Genomic DNA, 20,336 nt, shown 5'->3' on the forward strand with positions numbered 1-20,336 from the left:
GGCGGTGACCGCTCACGAATTCCTGTCCCGTTGGCACGAAGCCGTACTGGCCAAAGACGCGACGGCGCTCTCCGCAATCATTGCGGAGGGATGCGAGCTGCGTTCCCCGGTCGTGTGGACGCCCACGCAGGACAAGGACTACCTGATTCACATTCTTCAAGGCGTGATCGAGACCGTCGACGGCTTTGCCTATCGAAACGAGGTGATTGACGGCCAGGACCTGATCCTGGAGTTCACCGGAACGGTCGATGGCAAGGGCCTGGTCGGTATCGACAAGATCACGCTGAACGAGCAGGGCGAAATGGTCCTCATCGAGGTCCTGATCCGTCCGCTCAACACCCTTATGGCCTTTGCCGAGCGCATGCGTGCGCATGCCTTGCGCTACCAACCTCCAGCCGGAGCGACCGCCTGATGCCCATCGAAGTATTGATGCCCGCCCTGTCCCCGACCATGGAGGAGGGCACGCTTGCCAAGTGGAATGTCAAACCGGGTGACACGGTCAGTTCCGGCGATGTCATTGCCGAGATCGAGACCGACAAGGCCACGATGGAAGTCGAGGCCGTGGAAGAGGGCACGGTCGGCAAGCTGCTCGTCGAGGAGGGCACCGAAGGCGTGAAGGTCAACGCCGTGATCGCCCTGCTGCTGGACGAAGACGAGGACGAGAGCGCCCTGGACGATTACACGCCCGGCGTGGACAAGCCCGAAGCCCAGGGCGCAGCCTCTTCCGATGAAAGCCCGGACGAGTCCGAGAGCGGCTCCGCCTCCCAGAAGGAGAGCGAAAAGGGCGGCGAGGCATCGGAGAGTTCCGATCACAAACAGCCCGAACGCGTGCGCCATGCCCAGCCGTCCGCCTCCGACCCGGAAATCCCCGAAGGCACATCGATGAAGGAAACCGCGGTGCGCGACGCGCTGCGTGACGCGATGGCCGAGGAGATGCGCCGCGACGAGGCGGTCTTCGTGATGGGCGAAGAAGTGGCCGAGTATCAGGGCGCCTACAAGGTGACCCGCGAGCTGCTGCAGGAATTCGGCGACAAGCGCGTCATCGATACCCCGATCACCGAGCACGGCTTTGCTGGGGTTGGCGTCGGGGCCGCGTTCGGCAAGCTGAAGCCGATCGTGGAATTCATGACCTTCAACTTCGCCATGCAGGCCATCGACCAGATCATCAACTCGGCGGCCAAGACGCTCTACATGTCCGGCGGCCAGATGGGCTGCCCCATCGTGTTCCGCGGGCCCAACGGCGCGGCCAGCCGCGTCGGCGCCCAGCACAGCCAGGATTATTCCAGCTGGTATGCCCATGTGCCCGGGCTGAAAGTCATCGCGCCCTACGATGCGGCGGACGCCAAGGGCTTGTTGAAAGCGGCCATCCGCGATCCCAACCCGGTCGTGTTCCTGGAGCACGAGCTGATGTACGGCGAGACGTTCGACGTGCCGGACATGGAGGACTGGGTCCTTCCCATCGGCAAGGCCAAGGTGCGCCGGACCGGGAGCGACCTGACCATCACGGCCCATTCGCGCATGGTCGGCTACGCGCTCGAGGCGGCAGAGACGCTGTCGCAGGAGCATGGCATCGAGGCCGAGGTCATCGATCTGCGCACGCTACGCCCGCTGGACACGAAAACGATCGTGGACTCGGTGAAGAAGACCAATCGCCTGGTCTGCGCGGAAGAAGGCTGGGGCCAGCATGGCGTGGGCGCGGAAATCGCCGCCGTGGTGACAGCCGAGGCGTTCGACTATCTCGACGCTCCGCCGGCGCGCGTGCACCAGGCCGACGTGCCGCTGCCCTATGCGGCGAACCTGGAAAAGCTCTCTCTTCCGGGCGTGGCCGATATCATCACCGCGGCGAAGGCCGTCTGTTACGTGGACTGATCGACAATGACCGAAGCCGATGTGATCGAGCAGCTGATCGAGTTCATGAACGTGCTCATGCTCGGCGTGTCGGTCTTCTTCACGATCGTGTCGGCCTATATCGTCGCGCTCTATGCGTTCCTGGCCCGGGCAGGGGGCATCTTGCGCCTGTTCGCCTTTGCCTTCTTCAGCGCTGCTGTCGCCTTCCTGATCGTCTTCTTTCAGGGCGCGCGCGTCCAGCACGCCGGACTGATCGACACGCTGTACGAGATTGACGGGCGACAGGGCCTTTCCCCGGCGGGACAGGCCGCGCTGATCAACTCGGCCAGCGGCGTGGATGCGAATATCGAGATGGTGATGTGGGCGGTCGGACTCGGCTTCTACGTTGCCACCTTCCTGCTGACCTTCTTCCCGCGCCTGATCCTGCGCGCGCCAAACGCTTAAACCCTGCGGAGCCTTTTCATGCCCATCGAAGTTCTGATGCCCGCCCTGTCGCCCACCATGGAGGAGGGCACGCTGTCCAGCTGGCAGGTCAAGGAAGGTGACGAGGTCAAATCCGGCGACATCATCGCCGAGATCGAGACCGACAAGGCGACCATGGAGGTCGAGGCCGTCGACGAGGGCCGGGTCGGCAAGCTGCTGGTCGAGGAAGGCAGCGAAGGGGTCAAGGTCAATCAGGTCATCGCCCTGTTGCTGGAAGAGGGCGAGGACGACAGCGCGATAGACGACTGGACGCCGGGTGACGACAAGCCGGAAGCCAAGGCGCCTGAGTCTTCCAGTGAAACCCCGGACGAGTCGAAGACTCGATCCGGGGCCTCTGGCAAGACAAGCGAGACGGGCGCCGAGGCCCCGGATCGCGCAAAGGGCGCGTCCGGGGTTTCAAACGGGAACGACGCCGCCGAGCAGTCCGGCAAGGCAAAACAGGCCGAGCGCCCCAATGTGAGCGAGGGCGCGTCCGAGACCAAGGCGCCGCCGGCGCCGGAGAAGGACGGAGAGCGGGTGAAGGCCAGTCCTCTGGCCCGCCGTCTGGCTGCCGATGCCGATATCGAGCTGACGGCCGTTACCGGCTCCGGGCCGCATGGCCGGATCGTCAAACGCGATATCGAAAAGGCGAAGGAAGAGGGCGTAGGCAAGGCCGCCGCGAAAGAGACGGCGAAGTCCGAGCCGTCCGCAGAGAAACCGAAACAGATCGACGAGAAAGAGCCCCTCAAGGCCTATGGCATTTCGAGCGAGCGCTACGAGATCGTCAAGGCGGACGGCATCCAGAAGATTTCAGCCAAGCGCCTGTCGGAGTCCTTCCGCGACGTGCCGCACTTCCCGCTCAACGTGGATGTGCATATCGATGCGCTGCTGGAGTTCCGCAAGAAGATCAACGCCAAGGCGCCCGAGGGCGTGAAAATCTCCGTCAACGACATCCTGATCAAGGCGTCCGGCGCGGCGCTGAAAGCCCAGCCCGACGCCAATGCGAGCTGGATCGAGGATGGCCGCGTGGCCCGGCACAAGCATGCCGACGTCTCGGTCGCCGTGGCGATCGAGGGCGGGCTGATCACGCCGGTGATCAAGGATGCGGACCGCAAGGGCCTGGCGGAAATCTCGCGCGAGATGAAGGACCTGGCCCAGCGGGCGCGCGACCGCAAGCTGAAGCCGGAGGAATACCAGGGCGGGACGTTCTCGCTGTCCAATCTGGGCATGTTCGGGATCAGCTCCTTTGCCTCCATCCTGAACCCGCCCCAGGGCATGATCCTGTCGGTCGGCGCGGGAGAGGAACGCCCGGTCGTGAAGGACGGGGCGCTGGCCAAGGCGACGGTGATGACCGTGACGCTGACCTGCGATCACCGCGTGGTCGATGGCGCGACCGGCGCCCGCTGGCTCAATGCCTTCAAGGCCTATCTCGAAGACCCGATGACGCTGTTGATGTAGAGCGATGAACGCGCCCCAAGTCATCAATATCGCCGCCAAGCACGCGCGCTTCGACGATGTCTGGTCGCCCAAGCGCGTGGCGCGGGTGGACGATTACGAGGTCAAGCTGGCCAAGGCCGAGGGCGAGTTCATCTGGCATCACCACGAGGAGGAAGACGAGCTCTTCCTCGTCTTCCAGGGCGTGCTGCGCATCGAGATCGAGAACGGCGAGCCCCTCGTCCTGCGCCCCGGGGAGATGACGGTGATCCCCAAGGGGCTGCGCCACCGCCCCGTGGTGGAGGAGGGTCCGGTCCACATGCTGCTGCTGGAACGTGCCGGCGTGGTCAATACCGGCCAGGAAGGCGGGGCGCTGACCGCCGAGGTCGGCGAAATCTAGCGCCGGCCTTCGCCCACGGTTCCGCGAGCAGCTCGAAAACAACGGAGCAGGACGGTTGCCGCCGGGTGCAGGGCTGGCGAAAGCGTCCTAGCTTGAGGCTGCCCACGTTCCGGAAGACGCGGGCACGCAGCCCGGAGACCTGTCATGAGCCAACCTGCCCATCTCGCCGAGATCCGCCATACCGATCTCGTCTTTCCCGACCAGACCAATCACCAGGGCACCTATTTCGGGGGCGCGGCGATGGCCGAGATGGACAAGATCGCCTTCCTGGTCGCCGCCCGGCATGCGCGCCGGCCCTTCGTCACGGCCTCTTGCGACAGGCTGGATTTCGAAGCGCCGGTCTATGTCGGCAATCTGATCGAGCTGACCGGACAGGTGCGGATGGTCGGGCGCACGTCGATGGTGGTCGATGTCGAGCTGTCGGCGGAGGACCTGCGAACCGGCGAGCGCCGCCTGTGTACGCGGGGCGCCTTCACCATGGTGGCCGGCGACCGCAAAACCAATCCCGCCCGCCTGCCACCCTCTCCGGACGCGCTGCCGGACTTCGCCGCATCGGACGCCGGGTTCGCGCGGGTGCTGCAGCTCGTTTTTCCCGGCGACACCAATCACCTCGGCCAGCTCTTCGGCGGCAATGCGATGTCGCTGATGGGCAAGGCGGCCTACATCGCCGCCGCACGCCATACCCGCAGCGATGTCGGCATGGCAGCTTCGGACAAGATCGATTTCATTGCGCCGACGAAGGAGGGCGAGCTGCTCGACGTCATCGCGCAGCTCTCTTCGGTCGGCCGGACCTCCATGCAGATTGCCGTGCGGGCCGAGGCCGAGGATCTGATGTCCGGCGAGCGCCGTCTGGTCGGCGAGGCGACCTATGTGATGGTCGCGCTTGATGAAAACGGCCGTCCGACCCCGGCGCGCAGATTGCAGCCGCACTCCTGACGGTGTGCGCCCGCGATTACAGACACGCCTGGCCGGACCTCGATCCCGCCTTCAGGCCAGCGCGAAGCGTTTGACGGCTTCACGCGCGATGGGTTCGCCGTGTTCCTGGACGAAGTGTCCGCCCTGTTCGATCTTCATCGGCTCGGGACAGTTGCGGATCACGCTGCGCAGCGACTCCATCACGGCGGGGCCGAGGACCGGGTCCTGCATGCCGATGGCCATCAGGCTTTCGCCGGACCAGTCCTGGCTCCAGAATTTCAGCGCCTTCTTGCCCGTGTCGACGCCCTCCATGTCCGGATCGGTCGGCACGATGGCCGGAAAGCGGCGCACGCCGGCCTTGTAGCGCTCGTCGGGGAAGGGGGCGGCGTAGGCGTTCGCTTCGCCATCGCTCATCCCCGCGGTGGAGCGTTTCAAGAGCGCGCCGACATCCATGTCCGGATGGGTACGCGCGTATTCGCGCCAGGCCTCGAACCCTTCGCCCGGGCTCTTGCCGATCCCGATCCCGGTATTCATCACGATGAGGCGGGTGAAGCGGTCGGGATAATCCATCGGCAGCGTCAGGCCGAGCAGCCCGCCCCAGTCCTGGCAGACCAGGCAGATATCGGTCAGGTCCAGCCGCTCGATCAGGGCCTTGAGGGAGTTGCGGTGCCAGTGGAAGGTATAGACGCTGTCATCCACCGGCTTGTCCGAGCGGCCAAAGCCGAACAGGTCGGGCATCACGACGCGCGCGCCGGCTGCCAGGAAGACCGGCGCCATCTTGCGGTAGAGATAGCTCCAGCTCGGTTCTCCATGCAGGCAGAGAAAGACCGGCGCATCCGAGCGCGGTCCTTCGTCATGGACGGCCATGCGCAGGCCCTCATAGCCGGGCAAGTCATCGATATAGCGCGGTTCATAGGTCCAGCCCGGCAGGGTGGCAAAGCGATCGTCCGGGGTGCGCAGGGCGTCAACGGTCGTCATAGGAACTCCTCACATGTCCATATCAGCATGCAACGCGCCGAGGTGTCTGGGAAAGCCCCGGCTGCCGGGCTTCAGCCTGCGAACACATGGTGGCGTCCGCCGGGCGTAACCGGTAAGAAAAAACCGACCCAAACGGCGGAGTTATTTCATGTCCGAAACAAAATTCGATCTGATCGTGGTTGGCGGCGGGCCGGGCGGCTATGTGGCGGCCATTCGCGGCGCGCAGCTGGGGATGAAGACCGCCGTGGTCGAGCGCGACAAGCTGGGCGGGATCTGCCTGAACTGGGGCTGCATCCCGACGAAGGCGTTGCTGCGCACGGCCGACGTGTATCATCTGATGAAGAACGCCAAGGAGTTCGGTCTCAGCGCGGACAATATCTCCTTCGATCTCGACGCGGTGGTGAAACGCTCGCGCAAGGTGGCCGGCCGGCTGTCCTCGGGCGTGTCCAGCCTGATGAAGAAGAACAAGGTGACCGTGATCGAGGGCGAAGCGCGCCTGGAGAAGGGCAGTGAGGCGCCGGCCGTCATCGTGAAGGCCGACGGCAAGGATACGCGCTACACCGCCAGTCATGTCATTCTCGCGACCGGCGCGCGTGCAAGGACCATCCCCCAGGCGGGACTGGAGCCGGATGGCAAGCGGATCTGGACCTATCGCGAGGCGATGGTTCCTGACGAGATGCCGAAAAAGCTGCTGGTCATCGGATCGGGCGCGATCGGGATCGAGTTTGCCGACTTCTACGCGACCATGGGCGCGGAGGTGACCGTGGTCGAGATGCTCGACCGAATCGTGCCTCAGGAGGATGAAGAAGTTTCAGCCTTCGCCCTGAAAGCGTTCAAGAAAAAGGGCCTGACCATCCATACCGGCGCGCAGGTCGAGAAGGTGAGCGTTTCCGGCAGCGCCGTAAAGGCGAAGATCAAGCTCTCCGGCGGCAAGACGGAAGAGAATGCCTATGACCGCGCGATCCTCGCCATCGGGATCGTGGGCAATGTCGAGAATCTCGGGCTTGAGGAGCTCGGCGTCGAGATCGAGAAATCCCACGTGAAGACTGACGGGTTCGGGCGGACCGGGGTTAAAGGCCTGTATGCGATCGGGGATCTGACCGGCGCGCCGTGGCTTGCGCACAAGGCGTCTCACGAGGGCATTATCTGCGTGGAGAAGATTGCCGGCGAGAACCCGCACGCGATGGAAACGTCGAACATTCCCGCCTGCACCTACTGTCATCCCCAGATCGCTTCGGTCGGCCTGACCGAAGCCAAGGCGAAAGAGGCCGGCTACGAAATCCGGGTGGGCAATTTCCCCTTTGTCGGAAACGGAAAGGCCATCGCGCTTGGCGAAGACCAGGGCTTTGTGAAGACCATTTTTGACAAGAAGACGGGCGAGTTGCTGGGCGCGCACATGATCGGTGCGGACGTGACCGAGCTGATCCAGGGCTATGCGGTCGGCAAAACGCTGGAAACCACCGAGGCGGAGCTCATGCACACCGTCTTCCCGCATCCGACCCTGTCGGAAATGATGCACGAGAGCGTGCTGGACGCGTACGACCGGGCCATTCACTACTAATCGCTTGCATCCGGATCAGGTCTTGAGTGCATCATGGCTGGCAGAGCGCACGCCAAGTGCGCCGTCTGGACAGGAGAAACATGATGTCAAATTTGGTTGGTCTGATTTCGAGTAGCGTCGTTCTGGTTGCCGCAGCCGCGGGAGCGCCCGCCTTGGCGCAGGACTCCGAATTCAATGGCCTTGCCGGCACCTACGACAGCGATACCGAGGGAAATCGCGAGATGAACGGCACCGCCGTCACCTCCCGCGGCCGGGTCGGCGGAGACCTGGAAATGAATGGCGCGAGCGTCGATGTCGAAGGTGAAGTCGGCGGGGATGCGGACCTGAACGGCGCCTCCATCGATGTCGACGCCAGAATTCACGGACACACGATCGCCAACGGGGCCGGAATCGATCTGGAAGGCTGGTATGGCGGGCCCGTGGACGTGAATGCGGCGGGTGTCGAGTTCGCCGGCGTCTTCGAAGGGCCGATCCGGGCGCGGGTCGGCGGTGCGACGTTGAGCGGTACGTTCCAGGAGGCGGTCGATATTTCAGGTGAGGGCCGCGGTGGCTTTTTCCGCCGCGGTGACCGCAGCGAAATCGTCATTTCCGGCGATCTCCAGGCAGGCGGCACGATCTGCGCGCATGAGGTTGTCTTCCGCTCGCGCGCGGCCATTGGCGCGCCGCTGACCGTGATGGCCGACAACGAACCGGAGCTGAACGAGTTGATCGACGCCTCGCTGGTGACGTTTACCCCGCGCGAGAACAGAGACTGCAACGGCGACTAGCCGAGTCCGTTTTTCCTTCAATCAGGCAGGTACAGGCGGCGTCCCGAGGGGGCGCCGCCTTTTTCGTTTCCGGACCTATGGCGTGCCGGTTCGTTCACGAGTTTTATCGTTTTTCGGAAAAAACGCTTTGATATCGAGTTTCGATATGTTATCGAGTTTCGATATGGTTGGTCACAATAAGAACGGTAAGAAAATGAAACGTCTCCTCCTGACTACCGCTGCGGCGTCGATGCTGATGCTGGGCGGCTGCATCATTGTCATCGAAGAGGGTGAGGCCAGCGCCGATCTGGTCGGAGTGGAAGGGGCTGCTGACACGCGCGACGTGTCCTGCGTCCCTTCTGACAATCAACGCTGCGAGCGCAGCTAGAGGAGGGCGAAATGAATATTCTTCATCACGTCAGATACGTGCTGGCTGCTCTTGTCCTGTCTGGCACCGCATTCACCGCGGCGAACGCCCAATATGTCGGCGGCGACCTGTCTCTCGATCTCGATGACAATGGCGACATCTTCGTGCTGGCTGCCGACGTCACCTTGAGGGGCCGCGTCGGAGGCGATGTCGACGGGCTTGCAGCAGACATGAGCATCGATGCCGACATCGGCGGCGATGTCAGTGTGGCGGTTGCCGACTTTCGTCAAGAAGGCCGCGTAGGCGGCGACGTGAATGTCGGCGCTGCCAACGCGGTGATTGCCGGAGAGGTGCTCGGTTCGGTCAATCTGGGCGCAGCCGATATCACGGTTTCCGGCCAGATTCGACAGGACCTGAATGCCAGCGGCGCTTCGGTTGTGCTCGAAGCCAGCGGGCTTGTCGGGGGCGATGCCGAACTGAATGGCCGCGATCTGCGTGTCGACGGTCAGGTCCTGGGCGGCCTGGAGGCGTTTGGCCGCGATGTGCGGATTTCCGGGGAGGTTGCCGGTCCGGTCGAGATCCGGGCACGTTCGGTCGTCATCGAAGAGTCGGCCCGCCTGCTGGGACCGGTGCTCGTCGAGAGCCTTCACGAGCCGACGATCGAGGATGGCGCAGTGATTCCCCAAGGTGTCACTTACGAATACCGCGAGTTCACAGATCGCGAATTCGGCGACTATGACGGCCCCAATTTCAAGCTGCCCGAGTGGCCGCTGGCTGGTGCATCGGCGTTCAGCGCGTTCATCCTGGGCATGCTGGCCGTCCTGATCGCCCCGCGCTCGGTGGGCGCCATTGCGGCAGCCTTCCGCCGCCGTCCCTTCATCTCGACCCTGCTTGGCCTCATTGTCCTGGCGGTATCTCCGGTACTCGTCCTGACCTTGATGGTTCTGCTGATGATCACGATCGTCGGCATCCCTCTGGGACTGATCCTGCTCTTCATCTACCCGGTGGTTCTGTTCCTGGCGTTTGCCTTCGGTGGCATGGCGGTTGGAGATCTGGTCTTCAATCGCAAGGGCGGGCAGGCCGGGCTGGGCCTTCGTGCCATTTCATTCCTGGTGGCGCTGGCCGCGATCGTCGCGCTCGGCATGATCCCGGTGATCGGATGGCTCATCGTCTCGATCGTCCTGTGTATCGGTCTGGGGGCGTGGAGTGTCGCGATCTTCTCACGGCACAATGATCGGGTCGCTACGACGGACGACGCGGTCTAGACAGACGTCCACTCTTGAAATTGCGCCCGGCTGGCCCGTGTCCAGCCGGGCGTTTTCGTGTTTACGCTCCCCGGGTGCGGCGACGCGCATCAGCATGGTGTGCTTGAACCTTGGCGCGCTCCGGTCCATGTAACGGCTCATGACGACACTGATTGATGCTCGCAACGCGCGCGCAGCGCGGCACCCGGAAAAGCAAAAGCGCGAGGACACCCCTGTCCTGCGCAAGCCGGACTGGATTCGCGTCAAGGCGCCCGCTGGCGGCGTCTTCTCCGAGACCCGTAATGTGGTGAAGGAAAACAACCTCGTCACGGTTTGCGAGGAGGCTGGCTGCCCGAATATCGGCGAATGCTGGTCGCAGAAGCATGCGACCTTCATGATTCTGGGCGATACCTGCACGCGGGCCTGCAGCTTCTGCAATGTGAAGACCGGACTTCCCAACGCGCTCGACGCCGACGAACCCAAGCGCGTGGGTGAGGCGACCGCGACCATGGGCCTCAAACACGTCGTCATCACCTCGGTGGATCGCGACGACCTGCCCGATGGCGGCGCGGAGCACTTCGCAGAGGTGATCCGCGAGATTCGCAAGGCCGCACCCGGAACCACGATCGAGATCCTGACACCCGATTTCCTGCGCAAGCCGGGCGCTGCGGAAATCGTGATCGACGCCAAGCCGGACGTCTTCAACCATAATCTGGAGACCGTGCCGCGGCTCTACCTCTCCATTCGTCCGGGCGCGCGGTATTACCACTCCTTGCGCCTGCTCGAGCGCGTCAAGGAGCGCGACCCGGCCCAGTTCACCAAGTCGGGCATCATGGTCGGCCTTGGCGAGACCAAGGAAGAGGTGATGCAGGTCATGGACGACATGCGGTCGGCCGGAATCGATTTCCTGACGATCGGTCAGTACCTGCAGCCTACGCGCAAGCACGCCGCGATCGACCGTTATGTGACCCCGGACGAGTTCAAGGGCTATGAGACCATCGCTCGCGCGAAGGGCTTCCTGATGGTCTCGGCGACGCCGCTGACCCGCTCAAGCTACCATGCCGGCGAGGATTTCGAGAAGCTGCGCGCGGCGCGCGAAGCCGCCCTGGCTGCGGGCCGTCAGGTCTAGCGGCATGACGACCGAGCATGTCGAGCGTTTGCGGTTGAGATACCGCCCGGACGAACTGTTCGATCTGGTCGCGGATATCCGCCAATACCCCAAATTCATTCCGCTGATCACCGCCATGCGCGTGACGCGAAACCATGTCTCGGACGGCGAAGGGGAGATGGATGCCGAGGCGAGGGTGAAGTTCCGCTTCGTGCGCGAGAAATTCACGTCGCGCGTTCACCTGTGCAAGCCGGAACGCCGGATCGATGTCACCTATCTCTCCGGGCCGTTTACCGACCTGGCCAATCGGTGGCGCTTCCACGAATTGTCAGACGGCTCGACGCTCGTCGATTTCTGGATTCGCTACCATTTCCGCAATCCGATCCTGCAGATGCTGGTTGACACCAATCGGGGCCGGGCTGTGCGCTTCCTGATCGACGCGTTCGAGGGAGCCGCGCAAAAGCGCCTCGAGCCGGTCGGAAAGGACACTCTGGACGTCGAGGCGGAGATGAAGGAGCTAGAAGGCCTCCTTCAGAAGACCAAGAGCGGTTAGGGCTGCGCGCTCGCGCACTTGCGAGCGGCCGAGCTCGCCAAATTCTTCACGGACTGTGCGGACGGCCTGGCCGGTTCTGGCGACACCGAACCACACGAGTCCCACCGGCTTTGATGCCGTTGCGCCGCCAGGGCCGGCAATGCCGGTAATCGAAACGGCCAGTCCGGCATTTGAATGCTCAAGTGCCCCGTCTGCCATCGCGCGCGCGACCTCTTCCGACACGGCACCGTGGGTGTCGATCAGCGCTTTATCAACGCCGAGCATTTCCTGCTTGGCTTCGTTTGAATAGGTCACGAAGCCCCGGTCGAGAACGCTGGATGAGCCGGCGATCTCGGTCAACGCCCCGGCCACGATGCCGCCGGTGCAGCTTTCGGCGGTGGCGATCATCAGGCCATGCTCGCGCGACAAGGCGTTCACGTTCTCTGCAAGCCTAATCAGGTTGGCCGGTAACATGGTCAGTGCACCCTCACGGTCACGATGGCTTCCGCGGCAAGGCCTTCGCCCCGTCCGGTAAAGCCGAGCTTCTCGGTTGTGGTCGCCTTGATGTTTACCCGTTGTGGTGCAAGGTCCATGATCGAAGCGACCCTCGTCCGCATGGCGTCCCGGAAGGGGCCAATTCTCGGGCGCTCACAGATCAATGTGACATCCACGTGGACCAGGCTTGCCCCGGCCTCGCGCGCCAGCCCCAGGGCATGGCGCAGGAAATCGGCTGAGTCCGCATCCTTCCACCGCGCATCGGTCGGGGGAAAGTGCTGGCCGATATCGCCCTGACCCGATGCACCGAGAAGCGCGTCGGTAATGGCGTGCAGACCGGCATCGGCGTCAGAATGACCGATCAGGCGAAGGGGGCAGTCGATGAAGACTCCGCACAGGGTCAGACCGTCGCCCGGCGCGAGGCGGTGAACGTCGTAGCCGGAGCCGGACACGGTGAGGCCGCTGTGGTCCGGTTGGAGCAGGGATGCCATACGTTCGAAATCCTCAGGCCAGGTCACCTTGAAATTACGCTCCTCGCCCGGGACGGTGGCCACCGGGAGACCGGTTGCGCGCGCCAGGGCGCTCTCGTCAGGATAGCTGACCTCGCCAGCGCGCGTGAAGGCCTCGGTCAGACGGGCCCGCTCGAAGGCCTGCGGAGTCTGGAGACGCATCAGCCCGTCGCGGGAAACCGGCACGAGTCCGCTTTCATCCTCCCGCGTCAGGGCATCGGCCACAGGCAGGACCGGAACGGCACCCGGAGCATCTTCGAGCGCCGCCAGCAGCCTGTCGATCAGGGCAGGGGTGACACCGGGCCTGGCGGCATCATGGATGAGCACATGTGGTGCGTCAGCGATCTCGATCGCCGCGCGTACGGAGGCGGTCCGGCTGGTCCCGCCCGGCACGACACGCACGGGGCAGGCGAGGCCTTGCGTCATATCCTCGACCCGCGCGACCTGATCGGGGGCGCACGCGATGACGATCTCTGCGCAGTCGCGATGCTGGCTGAAGGTTTCGACGCTCCAGCGCAGCATGGGCTTGCCCGCCAGGGGGCGGAACTGCTTGGGCTCACTCCCTCCCGCACGCTCGCCCCGGCCGGCGGCAACGATACAGGCGGTAAAGCGGGAGGCCATGGGCGGAGATTCCGGTCACAGATTGCAGATCAGGCAGGTGGAAGCGTTACGGTCTCTGGAAGCCCAGGTCCAGACGCGCTATGAGCAGAATGATGGCCGACACCGCTGCGACATCGACCTTTTCCATCGGACCCGTCTGCGTGCGCGGACCCTGTCTGCTTGCGCCAATGTCCGGCGTGACCGACTACCCGATCCGCAAGCAGGCCTGGCGCTTCGGCGCGGGGTTGGTCGTGTCGGAAATGGTCGCGTGCGAGACTCTGGCGCAGGGGCGCGAGGATGTCGTGCGGCGCATGCGCGGCGATGCCGATTGCGGGCCGCGCGTGGTCCAGCTGGCCGGGCGCGAGGCGAAATGGATGGATATCGGCGCGCGCATAGCGGCTGACGCCGGCGCCGAGGTGATCGACATCAATATGGGCTGCCCGGCAAAACAGGTCACTCGCGGGCTGTCGGGATCTGCGCTGATGCGCGATCTCGATCACGCGCTCGGTCTGATCGAGGCGACGGTGCGGGCCGTGTCCCTGCCGGTGACGTTGAAAATGCGCCTCGGCTGGGATCAGGACAGCGTGAATGCGCCCGAACTTGCCCGCCGGGCACAGGATGCCGGCATCCAGATGGTCACCGTGCACGGGCGGACGCGGCAGCAATTCTACAAGGGCCAGGCCGACTGGGCCGCGGTGCGCGCCGTGCGCGATGCCTGCACGCTCCCCCTCGTGGTCAACGGCGATATCTCGACGCCGGACGAGGCCCGGACCGCTCTGAGCCAGTCGGGCGCCGATGCGGTCATGGTCGGCCGTGCGAGCCAGGGACGTCCTTGGCTGCCGGGGGCGATCGGTCGCGCCCTTCGCGACGGCGGAGCTCTGGTGGAACCCGGGATTGCCGTTGCGGGGCAGGCGCTGGACGAGGCGCTCGCAGATTCGGTCGAACTCTACGGTGAAGAGCTCGGCGTGCGCTGCATGCGCAAGCATTTCGCGAGCTTTGTGGACTGGGCCGAACCGGATGCGGACCGCGCCAAACAGGCGCGGGCGCAATTGTGCCGCGAAACTTCGGCGACCCGGACGCGCGCCGCCTTGCTCGCCTTCTGCGATACGGCCTCCCGGCAGGCTGCCGCGTGAGTCTCGACGCGATCGAACGGCGCGCGGCGCGGGCGGCCGAGACCGCCGCGTCAGTGCTGATCATGATCGATGCCTGCGGACAGGTAATTTACGCAAACGGGGCGGCTGAGCCGCTTTTCGGGCGTTCGCGTCAGCGCCTGATCGGAGCCGATCTGGAGGAGCTTGGCGCGTGGGGCCGTGTGGCCGGGCAGATTGCACGGCGCGCGCGGATCAGCGGACGCGAAGTGCTCGCTCACGATGTGTCCCTGCACGAGGGCGACGAGCGCCTGCGCGGCGCCATCGACGCGGTTCCGGACGGTGAAGATATCTGTCTCGTGATCCGGCCGACCCCGGCCGCATCGGTCCAGCCCAGCGGCGAGGGGGCGGCCAATGCCGCGGTCGGATTTGGACGCCTGCTTTCGCACGAGCTGAAGAACCCGATTGCAGGCGCGCGCGGCGCGGCCCAGCTCATTTCACAGACAGCAGGTGGCGAGACTGCCGAGCTTGCCGCAATCATCATGACCGAACTGGATCGGGCCCGGCGGATTGCGGAGCACTGGAGCCGCATTGGAGATGTGGTTGCCGGCGAGGCCACCTCGATCAATCTGCATGCGCTCGCGCGTGAGGCGATTGCCTCGGCACGCGTGGCTGCAGGCAACGAGATCCGCTTCCAGGAAGCGTTCGACCCATCCTTGCCGGAAGCCTGGGGCGACCGCGACCTCCTGTTGCAGGCGGTCCTGAACCTGCTGACGAACTCGGCGGAGGCCATTGCGCGCCATGGCGACGGAATGGTGCGCCTGACGACGCGCTATCGCCGGCTGGGACCGGGCAGCGCGGCGCCGGATGCCCGTCTGGAGCTGGAGGTGCTCGATACAGGGCCGGGCGTGCCGGACCGGCTGGCCGGGAGCATATTCAATCCCTTCGTGACGGGGAAACCGGCGGGCGAGGGGCTGGGCCTGGCCTTTGTCAGCCGCGTGGCGGACCTTCACAATGGCGCGGTTGAATTCGAAAGTCGGCCCGGACGGACCGTGTTCAAGCTCTTCCTTCAGGAGGCCAGGGATACATGACCGCCCGCATTCTTGTGCTTGAGGATGACGAGTCGCTGCGCCTGGTCGTCACCAAGGCGTTATCGCGTGCCGGATTCGATGTGCGCGCGACAGCCTCTCCGCAGAGCGCGATCGACCGTATGATCGGCGGGGACGCAGATCTGCTGGTCGCCGATGTCGTACTGGGTCAGGAGAATTTCCTGGATCGCATCGACGAAATCACGCGCGTGCGTCCCGATGCACCCATCATCATCGTGAGTGCGCAGACGACTGCCGCGACCGCAATCCACGCGGCCAAGCGGGGCGCGCGGCGATATCTTCCCAAGCCGTTCGACCTGGATGAGCTGACCCGTGCAGTCAGCGCCTGCCTGTCGGCCCATCCGGGGCGCAGCGGCGAGACAAGCCGGCCGACAAAGTCCGTCGGGTATGAAGGCTTGCTGGGCCGGTCGCGCGCGATGCAGACGGTTTTCCAGGCGCTCGGCCGATTATCCCGTGTCGTTTGCCCCGTGCTGCTCACCGGGCCGGAGGGCTCTGGCCGTGCTACGGCTGCGCGTGCGCTGCACACCGCCCGCGGCGGACGCAAGCTGATCGAGCTGGGTCCGGCCCGGCTTGACCGCGAGGGGCCCGGCGCGGCAACGGGCGAGGCCGATGGTCTCTTGCTTCGCCGCGCCGACATGTGGAGCGAGCGGGCCGCGCAGCAGGTGCGAGAGTGGTGCGAAGCTCAACCCGCCACCAACCTCTACGTCACCGGTTCGCCCACCGTCCGCAACGCGTTGCCGGATGCGCTCTATTTTCTCATCGGTGCGGGCCTTGTCGAGCTTCCCCCGCTTAGAGACCGCGAAGGCGATCTCGATCTGATCGTCGATCATGTCTGGTCGAGGCTTTCGCCAGAACGAAGTCTGTCCGGCGAGGTGCGCACGGCGCTCTCACGCTGGGCATGGCCGGGTGAGGTGCGCGAACTGGAATTCGTGCTCACGCGGTTGAGCCTTTGCGAGATGCCTTCAGCCGAGTTCCTGGCGGGCCTTCTGGCGCAAGCAGGCGAACACGCGGAGGCCCTGGAGGCCGCCGTCATCGACGCTGCCAGCCGCGCGTTCGCCTCTGGCCAGGCGGACCCCGGGCGCAGCGTTCACGACCGCGTCGATGCCGCGCTGATCGAAGCAGCCCTGTCACGGACTGGCGGCGTGCGGCGCGATGCCGCCACACTTCTGGGCTGGAATCGCAACACGTTGGCCAGACGGATCGAAACGCTGAATCTGGATGTCTGAGTTGCGCCAGTTCGGCAACAGGGCGTGGACAATGGGTCACACTCGCGTCAGGATGGGCGTCTGTTTAATGGAGCGCTTCCTGCGTTGACTCTCAGAAGGCAACACCTGACCCGTGCCGGAGGCCGATCGCTTTTCGCGGTCGGGTTCGCGCTGGCCAGTATCGGGCTGATCCTGCTCGCCTTCCTGTCGATGTCGCGCGACGCCGACGAGAATAGCCGCCAGCTCTATGCACTCATCTTCGGCAATGGCGCGCTGATCCTGGTTCTGCTGAGTGCGGCCGGCATCCGGGTGGTGCGAAAATTCATGGGACGCCGCTTCGGCGAACCGGCGCCGCGCCTGCATATCCGCTTCATCATCCTGTTTTCGGTCGCCGCGATCACCCCGGCCGTCCTGACCGCGGGGTTCAACGCGCTCGTCCTGGGCCGGGGCATGGAGTTCTGGCTGGGCGAGCCGGTGAACACACTCGTGGAAAGCGTAGCCGATCTCGGACGAGAACAGGCACCCGAGGAGCTCGAACTGGCCCGCATCCAGATGCGGTCGATGGCCAACGACCTCTCCCAGGGCGAGGCGGTCGAAGCGCTGCGCAGCAATCGGATCGTGTATTCGGCCTATTTGCGTGAACAGGCGATCCGGCGGAATTTCCAGGCTGCCTACATCGTGGATTCCCAGTCCACCATTCTGGCCCGCGCCGAAGCTCAGAATGCGCCGCTTTTCACGGCGCCATCACCACGCCTGTTCCAGATTCTCGGTGACACCGAAATTGCGGTGTCCGACCCGGTGACACGAGACGATGCGCCTGATTTCGTCCGGCTATTGCTCGAGCTGCCCGCCTACGAGGATGCTTATCTCTACGTCGTCTGGTACCACGATTTCAGCCTGCTGACGCAGACCGAACAAGCCACGGCCGCGTTCCGCGATGCGGTCGCGGCGGAGGAACAGACGCGCCGTCTCTTCTTCTTTGTCTACGTCGAGGCGGCCATGCTGATCCTGGCCGGCGCGATCTGGCTGGCATTGTCGGCTGCCAACCAGGTCGTGGCCCCGGTCGGCAGGCTGGTAAGCGCAGCCGAACGTGTGCGCCGCGGAGATCTGGACGCGCGCGTCGAAGTGGCCGGCAATCCCGATGAGCTCGCCGCCCTCGGGCGGGCCTTCAACCGGATGACCCGCCAGCTGAATAGCCAGCGCTCGACGCTTCTGGAGGTCAACGCGGAGGCCGAGCGGCGGCGCGCCTTCATCGAGGCGGTGCTGACCGGTGTCAGTGCCGGGGTGATCGGCGTGGACTCAGACGGACGCATCACACTTATGAACCGTTCTGCCGCAACCCTTCTCGGCCTCGAACCGGGCGATGTCGTTGGCGAGACGGTCGATACCGCTGCGCCTGTGTTCGCGGCGGTCGTGGAGGAGGCGGCTCGCCGTCCGAGCGACATTGCGGAGCGTCAGATCGACCTGACTGGCGCGGATGGCGCTCTGGTTCACCTCAATGCGCGCGCGGCACTCGATGACGATGGTGGGATGGTGATCACCTTCGACGACGTGACACGGCTGGTTGCGGCACAGCGCAACGCGGCCTGGCGGGACGTGGCGCGGCGGATCGCTCATGAAATCAAGAACCCGTTGACGCCTATTCAGCTCTCCGCCGAACGGTTACGGCGCAAGTACCGCAAGGATGTAGACCAGACCCAGGTCGATGTCTTCGACCGGTGCGTGGATACCATCGTCCGGCAGGTCAGCGATATCGGCCGGATGGTCGATGAATTCTCGACCTTCGCGCGAATGCCCGCGCCGAAAATGGAAGTCACCGATCTCAATGTCGTGGCAGAAGGGGCGGTTTTCGCGCAGAGGGTGGCCTCGCCGCAAATCAGGATCTCGCTGCAGCGTCCCGACGACGCGGTGATGGTGGAATGCGATTCGCGTCTGGCGACACAATCTCTGGCCAATATACTGAAAAACGCCGCCGAATCGGTTTCCACCCGAATGGAATCGGAGGCCGGGAAGTCGATCGGCCAGATGCAGGTTTCAGTCCTGGTTCAGGATGGGTTCGCGATCATCGAGGTCAAGGATGACGGGCTGGGCTGGCCATCGCCGGACAAGGCGCGGCTGACAGAGCCCTACATGACGACGCGCGAGAAAGGGACCGGGCTGGGCCTCGCCATCGTTCGGCGGGTCATGGAAGACCATTCGGGCCGGCTTGAGCTTCACGATCGCGACGATTCCCAACAGGGCGCCGTGGTTCGGCTGGCCTTCCCCTTGCTAGACAATAACGGCTCACTGCCCAACCGCGCCGAAAGCGCGCAAGTTTGAGGACGAGATGGCGCAAGATATCCTGATCGTAGACGACGAAACCGATATCCGGGAACTGATTGGCGGTCTCCTGGAAGATGAGGGCTATATCGCGCGCTACGCTTCACAAGCCGACGAGGCGCTCGCAGAAATGCGGCAGCGCACGCCCTCGCTCGCGATTCTTGATGTCTGGCTGCAAGGCAGCCGGCTCGACGGAATCGAGCTTCTCGACGAAATCAAGCGGGGCGACCCCGACATGCCGGTGATCGTCATTTCCGGTCACGGCACGATCGAAACGGCCGTCGCCGCGATCCGCAAAGGCGCTTATGATTTTATAGAAAAGCCGTTTAAATCCGACAAGTTGCTGCTGACAGTTCAGCGGGCGCTCGAAGCTTCCCAACTGCGCCGGGAGAATGCCGAGCTTCGCAAGAAAAGCGATCTTCAAGATCAGCTCATCGGCGATTCCGCGAGCGCGGTTCATCTTCGCCAGACCATCGACCGGGTCGCGCCGACCAATTCGCGCATCCTGATCGAGGGCCCGTCGGGCTCCGGCAAGGAACTGATCGCCCGCCTGATCCACACCGCGTCCACGCGCCGCGACGGCAATTTCGTGGCCGTCAGCGCCGCGATCATGAATCCGGACAGGGTGGAGGAAGAATTGTTCGGCACCGAGCGTCCCGACGGCAGCGTGGAGCGCGTGGGCCTTCTTGAGCAGGCCCATAACGGGACTCTGTTCCTGGATGAGGTCGGCGACATGCCGGTGGCAACGCAGAGCAAGCTGCTCCGGATGCTGGTCGAACAGCATTTCCGCAGGATCGGCGGCGGTGTCAATGTCGAAGTGAATGTCCGCGTCCTGTCCTCCAGCGCCCGTGATCTTCGAGCGCTGATTGCCCAGGGCCGATTCCGCGAGGATCTCTTCCACCGGCTGGCCGTGGTTCCCGTGACGGTCCCCTCGCTGGCGGAACGGCGCGAGGATATTCCACGCCTTGTGGAGCATTTCATCGACCGGCTGGCCTCGACATCCGGTCTCACGCGCCGGGTCATCGGTGACGATGCGATGGCCGCGCTCCAGGCCCATAACTGGCCGGGAAATGTGCGCCAGTTGCGTAATAACGTGGAACGTTTGCTGATCCTGGCCTCGGGCACGCCGGACGAGCCGGTCACGATCGATGCGCTGCCCTCCGAGGTCGTGTCCCGCGAACATGACGGGGAAGGCTTTGAATCCGAGCGCATGATCGCCTTGCCTCTGCGCGATGCCCGTGAAAAGTTCGAACGTGAGTACTTGAAAGCGCAGATATCGCGGTTTGGCGGCAACATCTCCCGCACTGCGAGCTTTATCGGCATGGAGCGCTCCGCGCTTCACCGCAAGCTGAAGGCGCTCGGCGTGGCGAGCAGTCAAAAAGACGCCGATCCGGACGACGCGTCCTGATTTTTGGA

20 protein-coding genes are annotated in these 20,336 nt (G+C 64.4%); 17 read left to right on the forward strand and 3 right to left on the reverse strand.

The window, feature by feature from the left end; all coding sequences use genetic code 11:
• Nucleotides 1-4 precede the first annotated feature (4 nt).
• From PGP17_RS13255 to PGP17_RS13280, 6 genes are all read left to right on the forward strand, one after another.
• Complete coding sequence (locus PGP17_RS13255; RefSeq protein WP_270375826.1) at nucleotides 5-412, forward strand: hypothetical protein; 408 nt, start codon at nucleotides 5-7, stop codon at nucleotides 410-412.
• Nucleotides 412-1,869, forward strand: coding sequence for a pyruvate dehydrogenase complex E1 component subunit beta (locus tag PGP17_RS13260; protein WP_270375827.1), 1,458 nt, complete (start codon nucleotides 412-414; stop codon nucleotides 1,867-1,869). The genes PGP17_RS13255 and PGP17_RS13260 overlap by 1 nt, the downstream gene beginning before the upstream one ends.
• A gap of 6 nt (nucleotides 1,870-1,875) precedes the next feature.
• On the forward strand, nucleotides 1,876-2,292 hold the full coding sequence (locus PGP17_RS13265) for a hypothetical protein (protein WP_135943673.1): 417 nt from the start codon (nucleotides 1,876-1,878) through the stop codon (nucleotides 2,290-2,292).
• Nucleotides 2,293-2,310: 18 nt separating this feature from the next.
• Nucleotides 2,311-3,768, forward strand: coding sequence for a pyruvate dehydrogenase complex dihydrolipoamide acetyltransferase (locus tag PGP17_RS13270; protein ID WP_270375828.1), 1,458 nt, complete (start codon nucleotides 2,311-2,313; stop codon nucleotides 3,766-3,768).
• 4 nt (nucleotides 3,769-3,772) lie between these two features.
• A complete protein-coding gene (locus tag PGP17_RS13275) occupies nucleotides 3,773-4,144 on the forward strand; it encodes a cupin domain-containing protein (protein ID WP_135943675.1) in 372 nt (123 codons plus the stop codon).
• A 144-nt stretch (nucleotides 4,145-4,288) separates the two neighbouring features.
• A complete protein-coding gene (locus tag PGP17_RS13280; protein ID WP_270375829.1) occupies nucleotides 4,289-5,080 on the forward strand; it encodes an acyl-CoA thioesterase in 792 nt (263 codons plus the stop codon).
• Between the two features lie 51 nt (nucleotides 5,081-5,131).
• On the opposite strand, the gene PGP17_RS13285 is transcribed toward PGP17_RS13280, so the two are convergent.
• A complete protein-coding gene (locus tag PGP17_RS13285) occupies nucleotides 5,132-6,037 on the reverse strand; it encodes a haloalkane dehalogenase (RefSeq protein ID WP_270375830.1) in 906 nt (301 codons plus the stop codon).
• 148 nt (nucleotides 6,038-6,185) lie between these two features.
• Here PGP17_RS13285 and lpdA point away from each other — a divergent pair, with 148 nt between their 5' ends.
• From lpdA to PGP17_RS13315, 6 genes are all read left to right on the forward strand, one after another.
• Complete coding sequence (gene lpdA, locus PGP17_RS13290) at nucleotides 6,186-7,598, forward strand: dihydrolipoyl dehydrogenase (protein ID WP_270375831.1); 1,413 nt, start codon at nucleotides 6,186-6,188, stop codon at nucleotides 7,596-7,598.
• A 152-nt stretch (nucleotides 7,599-7,750) separates the two neighbouring features.
• Entirely contained in the window at nucleotides 7,751-8,365 is a 615-nt protein-coding gene (locus PGP17_RS13295) for a hypothetical protein (protein ID WP_270375832.1), read from the forward strand.
• Between the two features lie 193 nt (nucleotides 8,366-8,558).
• Nucleotides 8,559-8,732 carry a hypothetical protein gene (locus tag PGP17_RS13300; RefSeq protein ID WP_158291190.1) on the forward strand — a complete coding sequence of 58 codons (174 nt, stop codon included), beginning with the start codon at nucleotides 8,559-8,561 and terminating at the stop codon, nucleotides 8,730-8,732.
• A gap of 11 nt (nucleotides 8,733-8,743) precedes the next feature.
• Nucleotides 8,744-9,976, forward strand: a complete 1,233-nt coding sequence (locus PGP17_RS13305; RefSeq protein WP_270375833.1) for a polymer-forming cytoskeletal protein — start codon at nucleotides 8,744-8,746, stop codon at nucleotides 9,974-9,976.
• Nucleotides 9,977-10,115: 139 nt separating this feature from the next.
• Nucleotides 10,116-11,084, forward strand: coding sequence for a lipoyl synthase (lipA, locus tag PGP17_RS13310; RefSeq protein WP_135943681.1), 969 nt, complete (start codon nucleotides 10,116-10,118; stop codon nucleotides 11,082-11,084).
• A 4-nt stretch (nucleotides 11,085-11,088) separates the two neighbouring features.
• Nucleotides 11,089-11,616 carry a type II toxin-antitoxin system RatA family toxin gene (locus tag PGP17_RS13315; RefSeq protein ID WP_270375834.1) on the forward strand — a complete coding sequence of 176 codons (528 nt, stop codon included), beginning with the start codon at nucleotides 11,089-11,091 and terminating at the stop codon, nucleotides 11,614-11,616.
• On the opposite strand, the gene PGP17_RS13320 is transcribed toward PGP17_RS13315, so the two are convergent.
• Nucleotides 11,581-12,069, reverse strand: a complete 489-nt coding sequence (locus PGP17_RS13320; protein WP_270375835.1) for a CinA family protein — start codon at nucleotides 12,067-12,069, stop codon at nucleotides 11,581-11,583. The genes PGP17_RS13315 and PGP17_RS13320 overlap by 36 nt on opposite strands.
• A gap of 2 nt (nucleotides 12,070-12,071) precedes the next feature.
• Nucleotides 12,072-13,220, reverse strand: a complete 1,149-nt coding sequence (locus PGP17_RS13325) for a bifunctional 2-C-methyl-D-erythritol 4-phosphate cytidylyltransferase/2-C-methyl-D-erythritol 2,4-cyclodiphosphate synthase (RefSeq protein WP_270375836.1) — start codon at nucleotides 13,218-13,220, stop codon at nucleotides 12,072-12,074.
• 92 nt (nucleotides 13,221-13,312) lie between these two features.
• Between PGP17_RS13325 and dusB the strand changes: the two genes are divergently transcribed.
• From dusB to ntrX, 5 genes are all read left to right on the forward strand, one after another.
• Nucleotides 13,313-14,332 carry a tRNA dihydrouridine synthase DusB gene (gene dusB / locus PGP17_RS13330; protein WP_442915169.1) on the forward strand — a complete coding sequence of 340 codons (1,020 nt, stop codon included), beginning with the start codon at nucleotides 13,313-13,315 and terminating at the stop codon, nucleotides 14,330-14,332.
• Nucleotides 14,329-15,378 carry a two-component system sensor histidine kinase NtrB gene (locus PGP17_RS13335; protein WP_270375838.1) on the forward strand — a complete coding sequence of 350 codons (1,050 nt, stop codon included), beginning with the start codon at nucleotides 14,329-14,331 and terminating at the stop codon, nucleotides 15,376-15,378. The genes dusB and PGP17_RS13335 overlap by 4 nt, the downstream gene beginning before the upstream one ends.
• Nucleotides 15,375-16,622 carry a response regulator gene (locus PGP17_RS13340; RefSeq protein ID WP_270375839.1) on the forward strand — a complete coding sequence of 416 codons (1,248 nt, stop codon included), beginning with the start codon at nucleotides 15,375-15,377 and terminating at the stop codon, nucleotides 16,620-16,622. The genes PGP17_RS13335 and PGP17_RS13340 overlap by 4 nt, the downstream gene beginning before the upstream one ends.
• 84 nt (nucleotides 16,623-16,706) lie before the next feature.
• Complete coding sequence (locus tag PGP17_RS13345) at nucleotides 16,707-18,920, forward strand: sensor histidine kinase (protein ID WP_270375840.1); 2,214 nt, start codon at nucleotides 16,707-16,709, stop codon at nucleotides 18,918-18,920.
• Between the two features lie 7 nt (nucleotides 18,921-18,927).
• Nucleotides 18,928-20,328 (forward strand): nitrogen assimilation response regulator NtrX, encoded by a 1,401-nt coding sequence (gene ntrX / locus PGP17_RS13350; protein WP_270375841.1) that lies wholly within the window; start codon nucleotides 18,928-18,930, stop codon nucleotides 20,326-20,328.
• Nucleotides 20,329-20,336: the final 8 nt, after the last annotated feature.

It is taken from the genome of Marinicauda sp. Alg238-R41, assembly GCF_947331485.1.
GTDB lineage: Bacteria > Pseudomonadota > Alphaproteobacteria > Caulobacterales > Maricaulaceae > Marinicauda > Marinicauda pacifica.

What these genes read in the sequence shown, in the direction of transcription:
- PGP17_RS13260 (WP_270375827.1), top strand. Translation starts at nt 412, where the DNA reads ATGCCCATCGAAGTATTGATGCCCGCCCTGTCCCCGACCATGGAGGAG.
- PGP17_RS13265 (WP_135943673.1), top strand. Translation starts at nt 1,876, where the DNA reads ATGACCGAAGCCGATGTGATCGAGCAGCTGATCGAGTTCATGAACGTG.
- PGP17_RS13270 (WP_270375828.1), top strand. Translation starts at nt 2,311, where the DNA reads ATGCCCATCGAAGTTCTGATGCCCGCCCTGTCGCCCACCATGGAGGAG.
- PGP17_RS13275 (WP_135943675.1), top strand. Translation starts at nt 3,773, where the DNA reads ATGAACGCGCCCCAAGTCATCAATATCGCCGCCAAGCACGCGCGCTTC.
- PGP17_RS13280 (WP_270375829.1), top strand. Translation starts at nt 4,289, where the DNA reads ATGAGCCAACCTGCCCATCTCGCCGAGATCCGCCATACCGATCTCGTC.
- PGP17_RS13285 (WP_270375830.1), bottom strand. Translation starts at nt 6,037, where the DNA reads ATGACGACCGTTGACGCCCTGCGCACCCCGGACGATCGCTTTGCCACC.
- lpdA (WP_270375831.1), top strand. Translation starts at nt 6,186, where the DNA reads ATGTCCGAAACAAAATTCGATCTGATCGTGGTTGGCGGCGGGCCGGGC.
- PGP17_RS13300 (WP_158291190.1), top strand. Translation starts at nt 8,559, where the DNA reads ATGAAACGTCTCCTCCTGACTACCGCTGCGGCGTCGATGCTGATGCTG.
- PGP17_RS13305 (WP_270375833.1), top strand. Translation starts at nt 8,744, where the DNA reads ATGAATATTCTTCATCACGTCAGATACGTGCTGGCTGCTCTTGTCCTG.
- lipA (WP_135943681.1), top strand. Translation starts at nt 10,116, where the DNA reads ATGACGACACTGATTGATGCTCGCAACGCGCGCGCAGCGCGGCACCCG.
- PGP17_RS13315 (WP_270375834.1), top strand. Translation starts at nt 11,089, where the DNA reads ATGACGACCGAGCATGTCGAGCGTTTGCGGTTGAGATACCGCCCGGAC.
- PGP17_RS13320 (WP_270375835.1), bottom strand. Translation starts at nt 12,069, where the DNA reads ATGTTACCGGCCAACCTGATTAGGCTTGCAGAGAACGTGAACGCCTTG.
- PGP17_RS13325 (WP_270375836.1), bottom strand. Translation starts at nt 13,220, where the DNA reads ATGGCCTCCCGCTTTACCGCCTGTATCGTTGCCGCCGGCCGGGGCGAG.
- dusB (WP_442915169.1), top strand. Translation starts at nt 13,313, where the DNA reads ATGGCCGACACCGCTGCGACATCGACCTTTTCCATCGGACCCGTCTGC.
- PGP17_RS13340 (WP_270375839.1), top strand. Translation starts at nt 15,375, where the DNA reads ATGACCGCCCGCATTCTTGTGCTTGAGGATGACGAGTCGCTGCGCCTG.
- ntrX (WP_270375841.1), top strand. Translation starts at nt 18,928, where the DNA reads ATGGCGCAAGATATCCTGATCGTAGACGACGAAACCGATATCCGGGAA.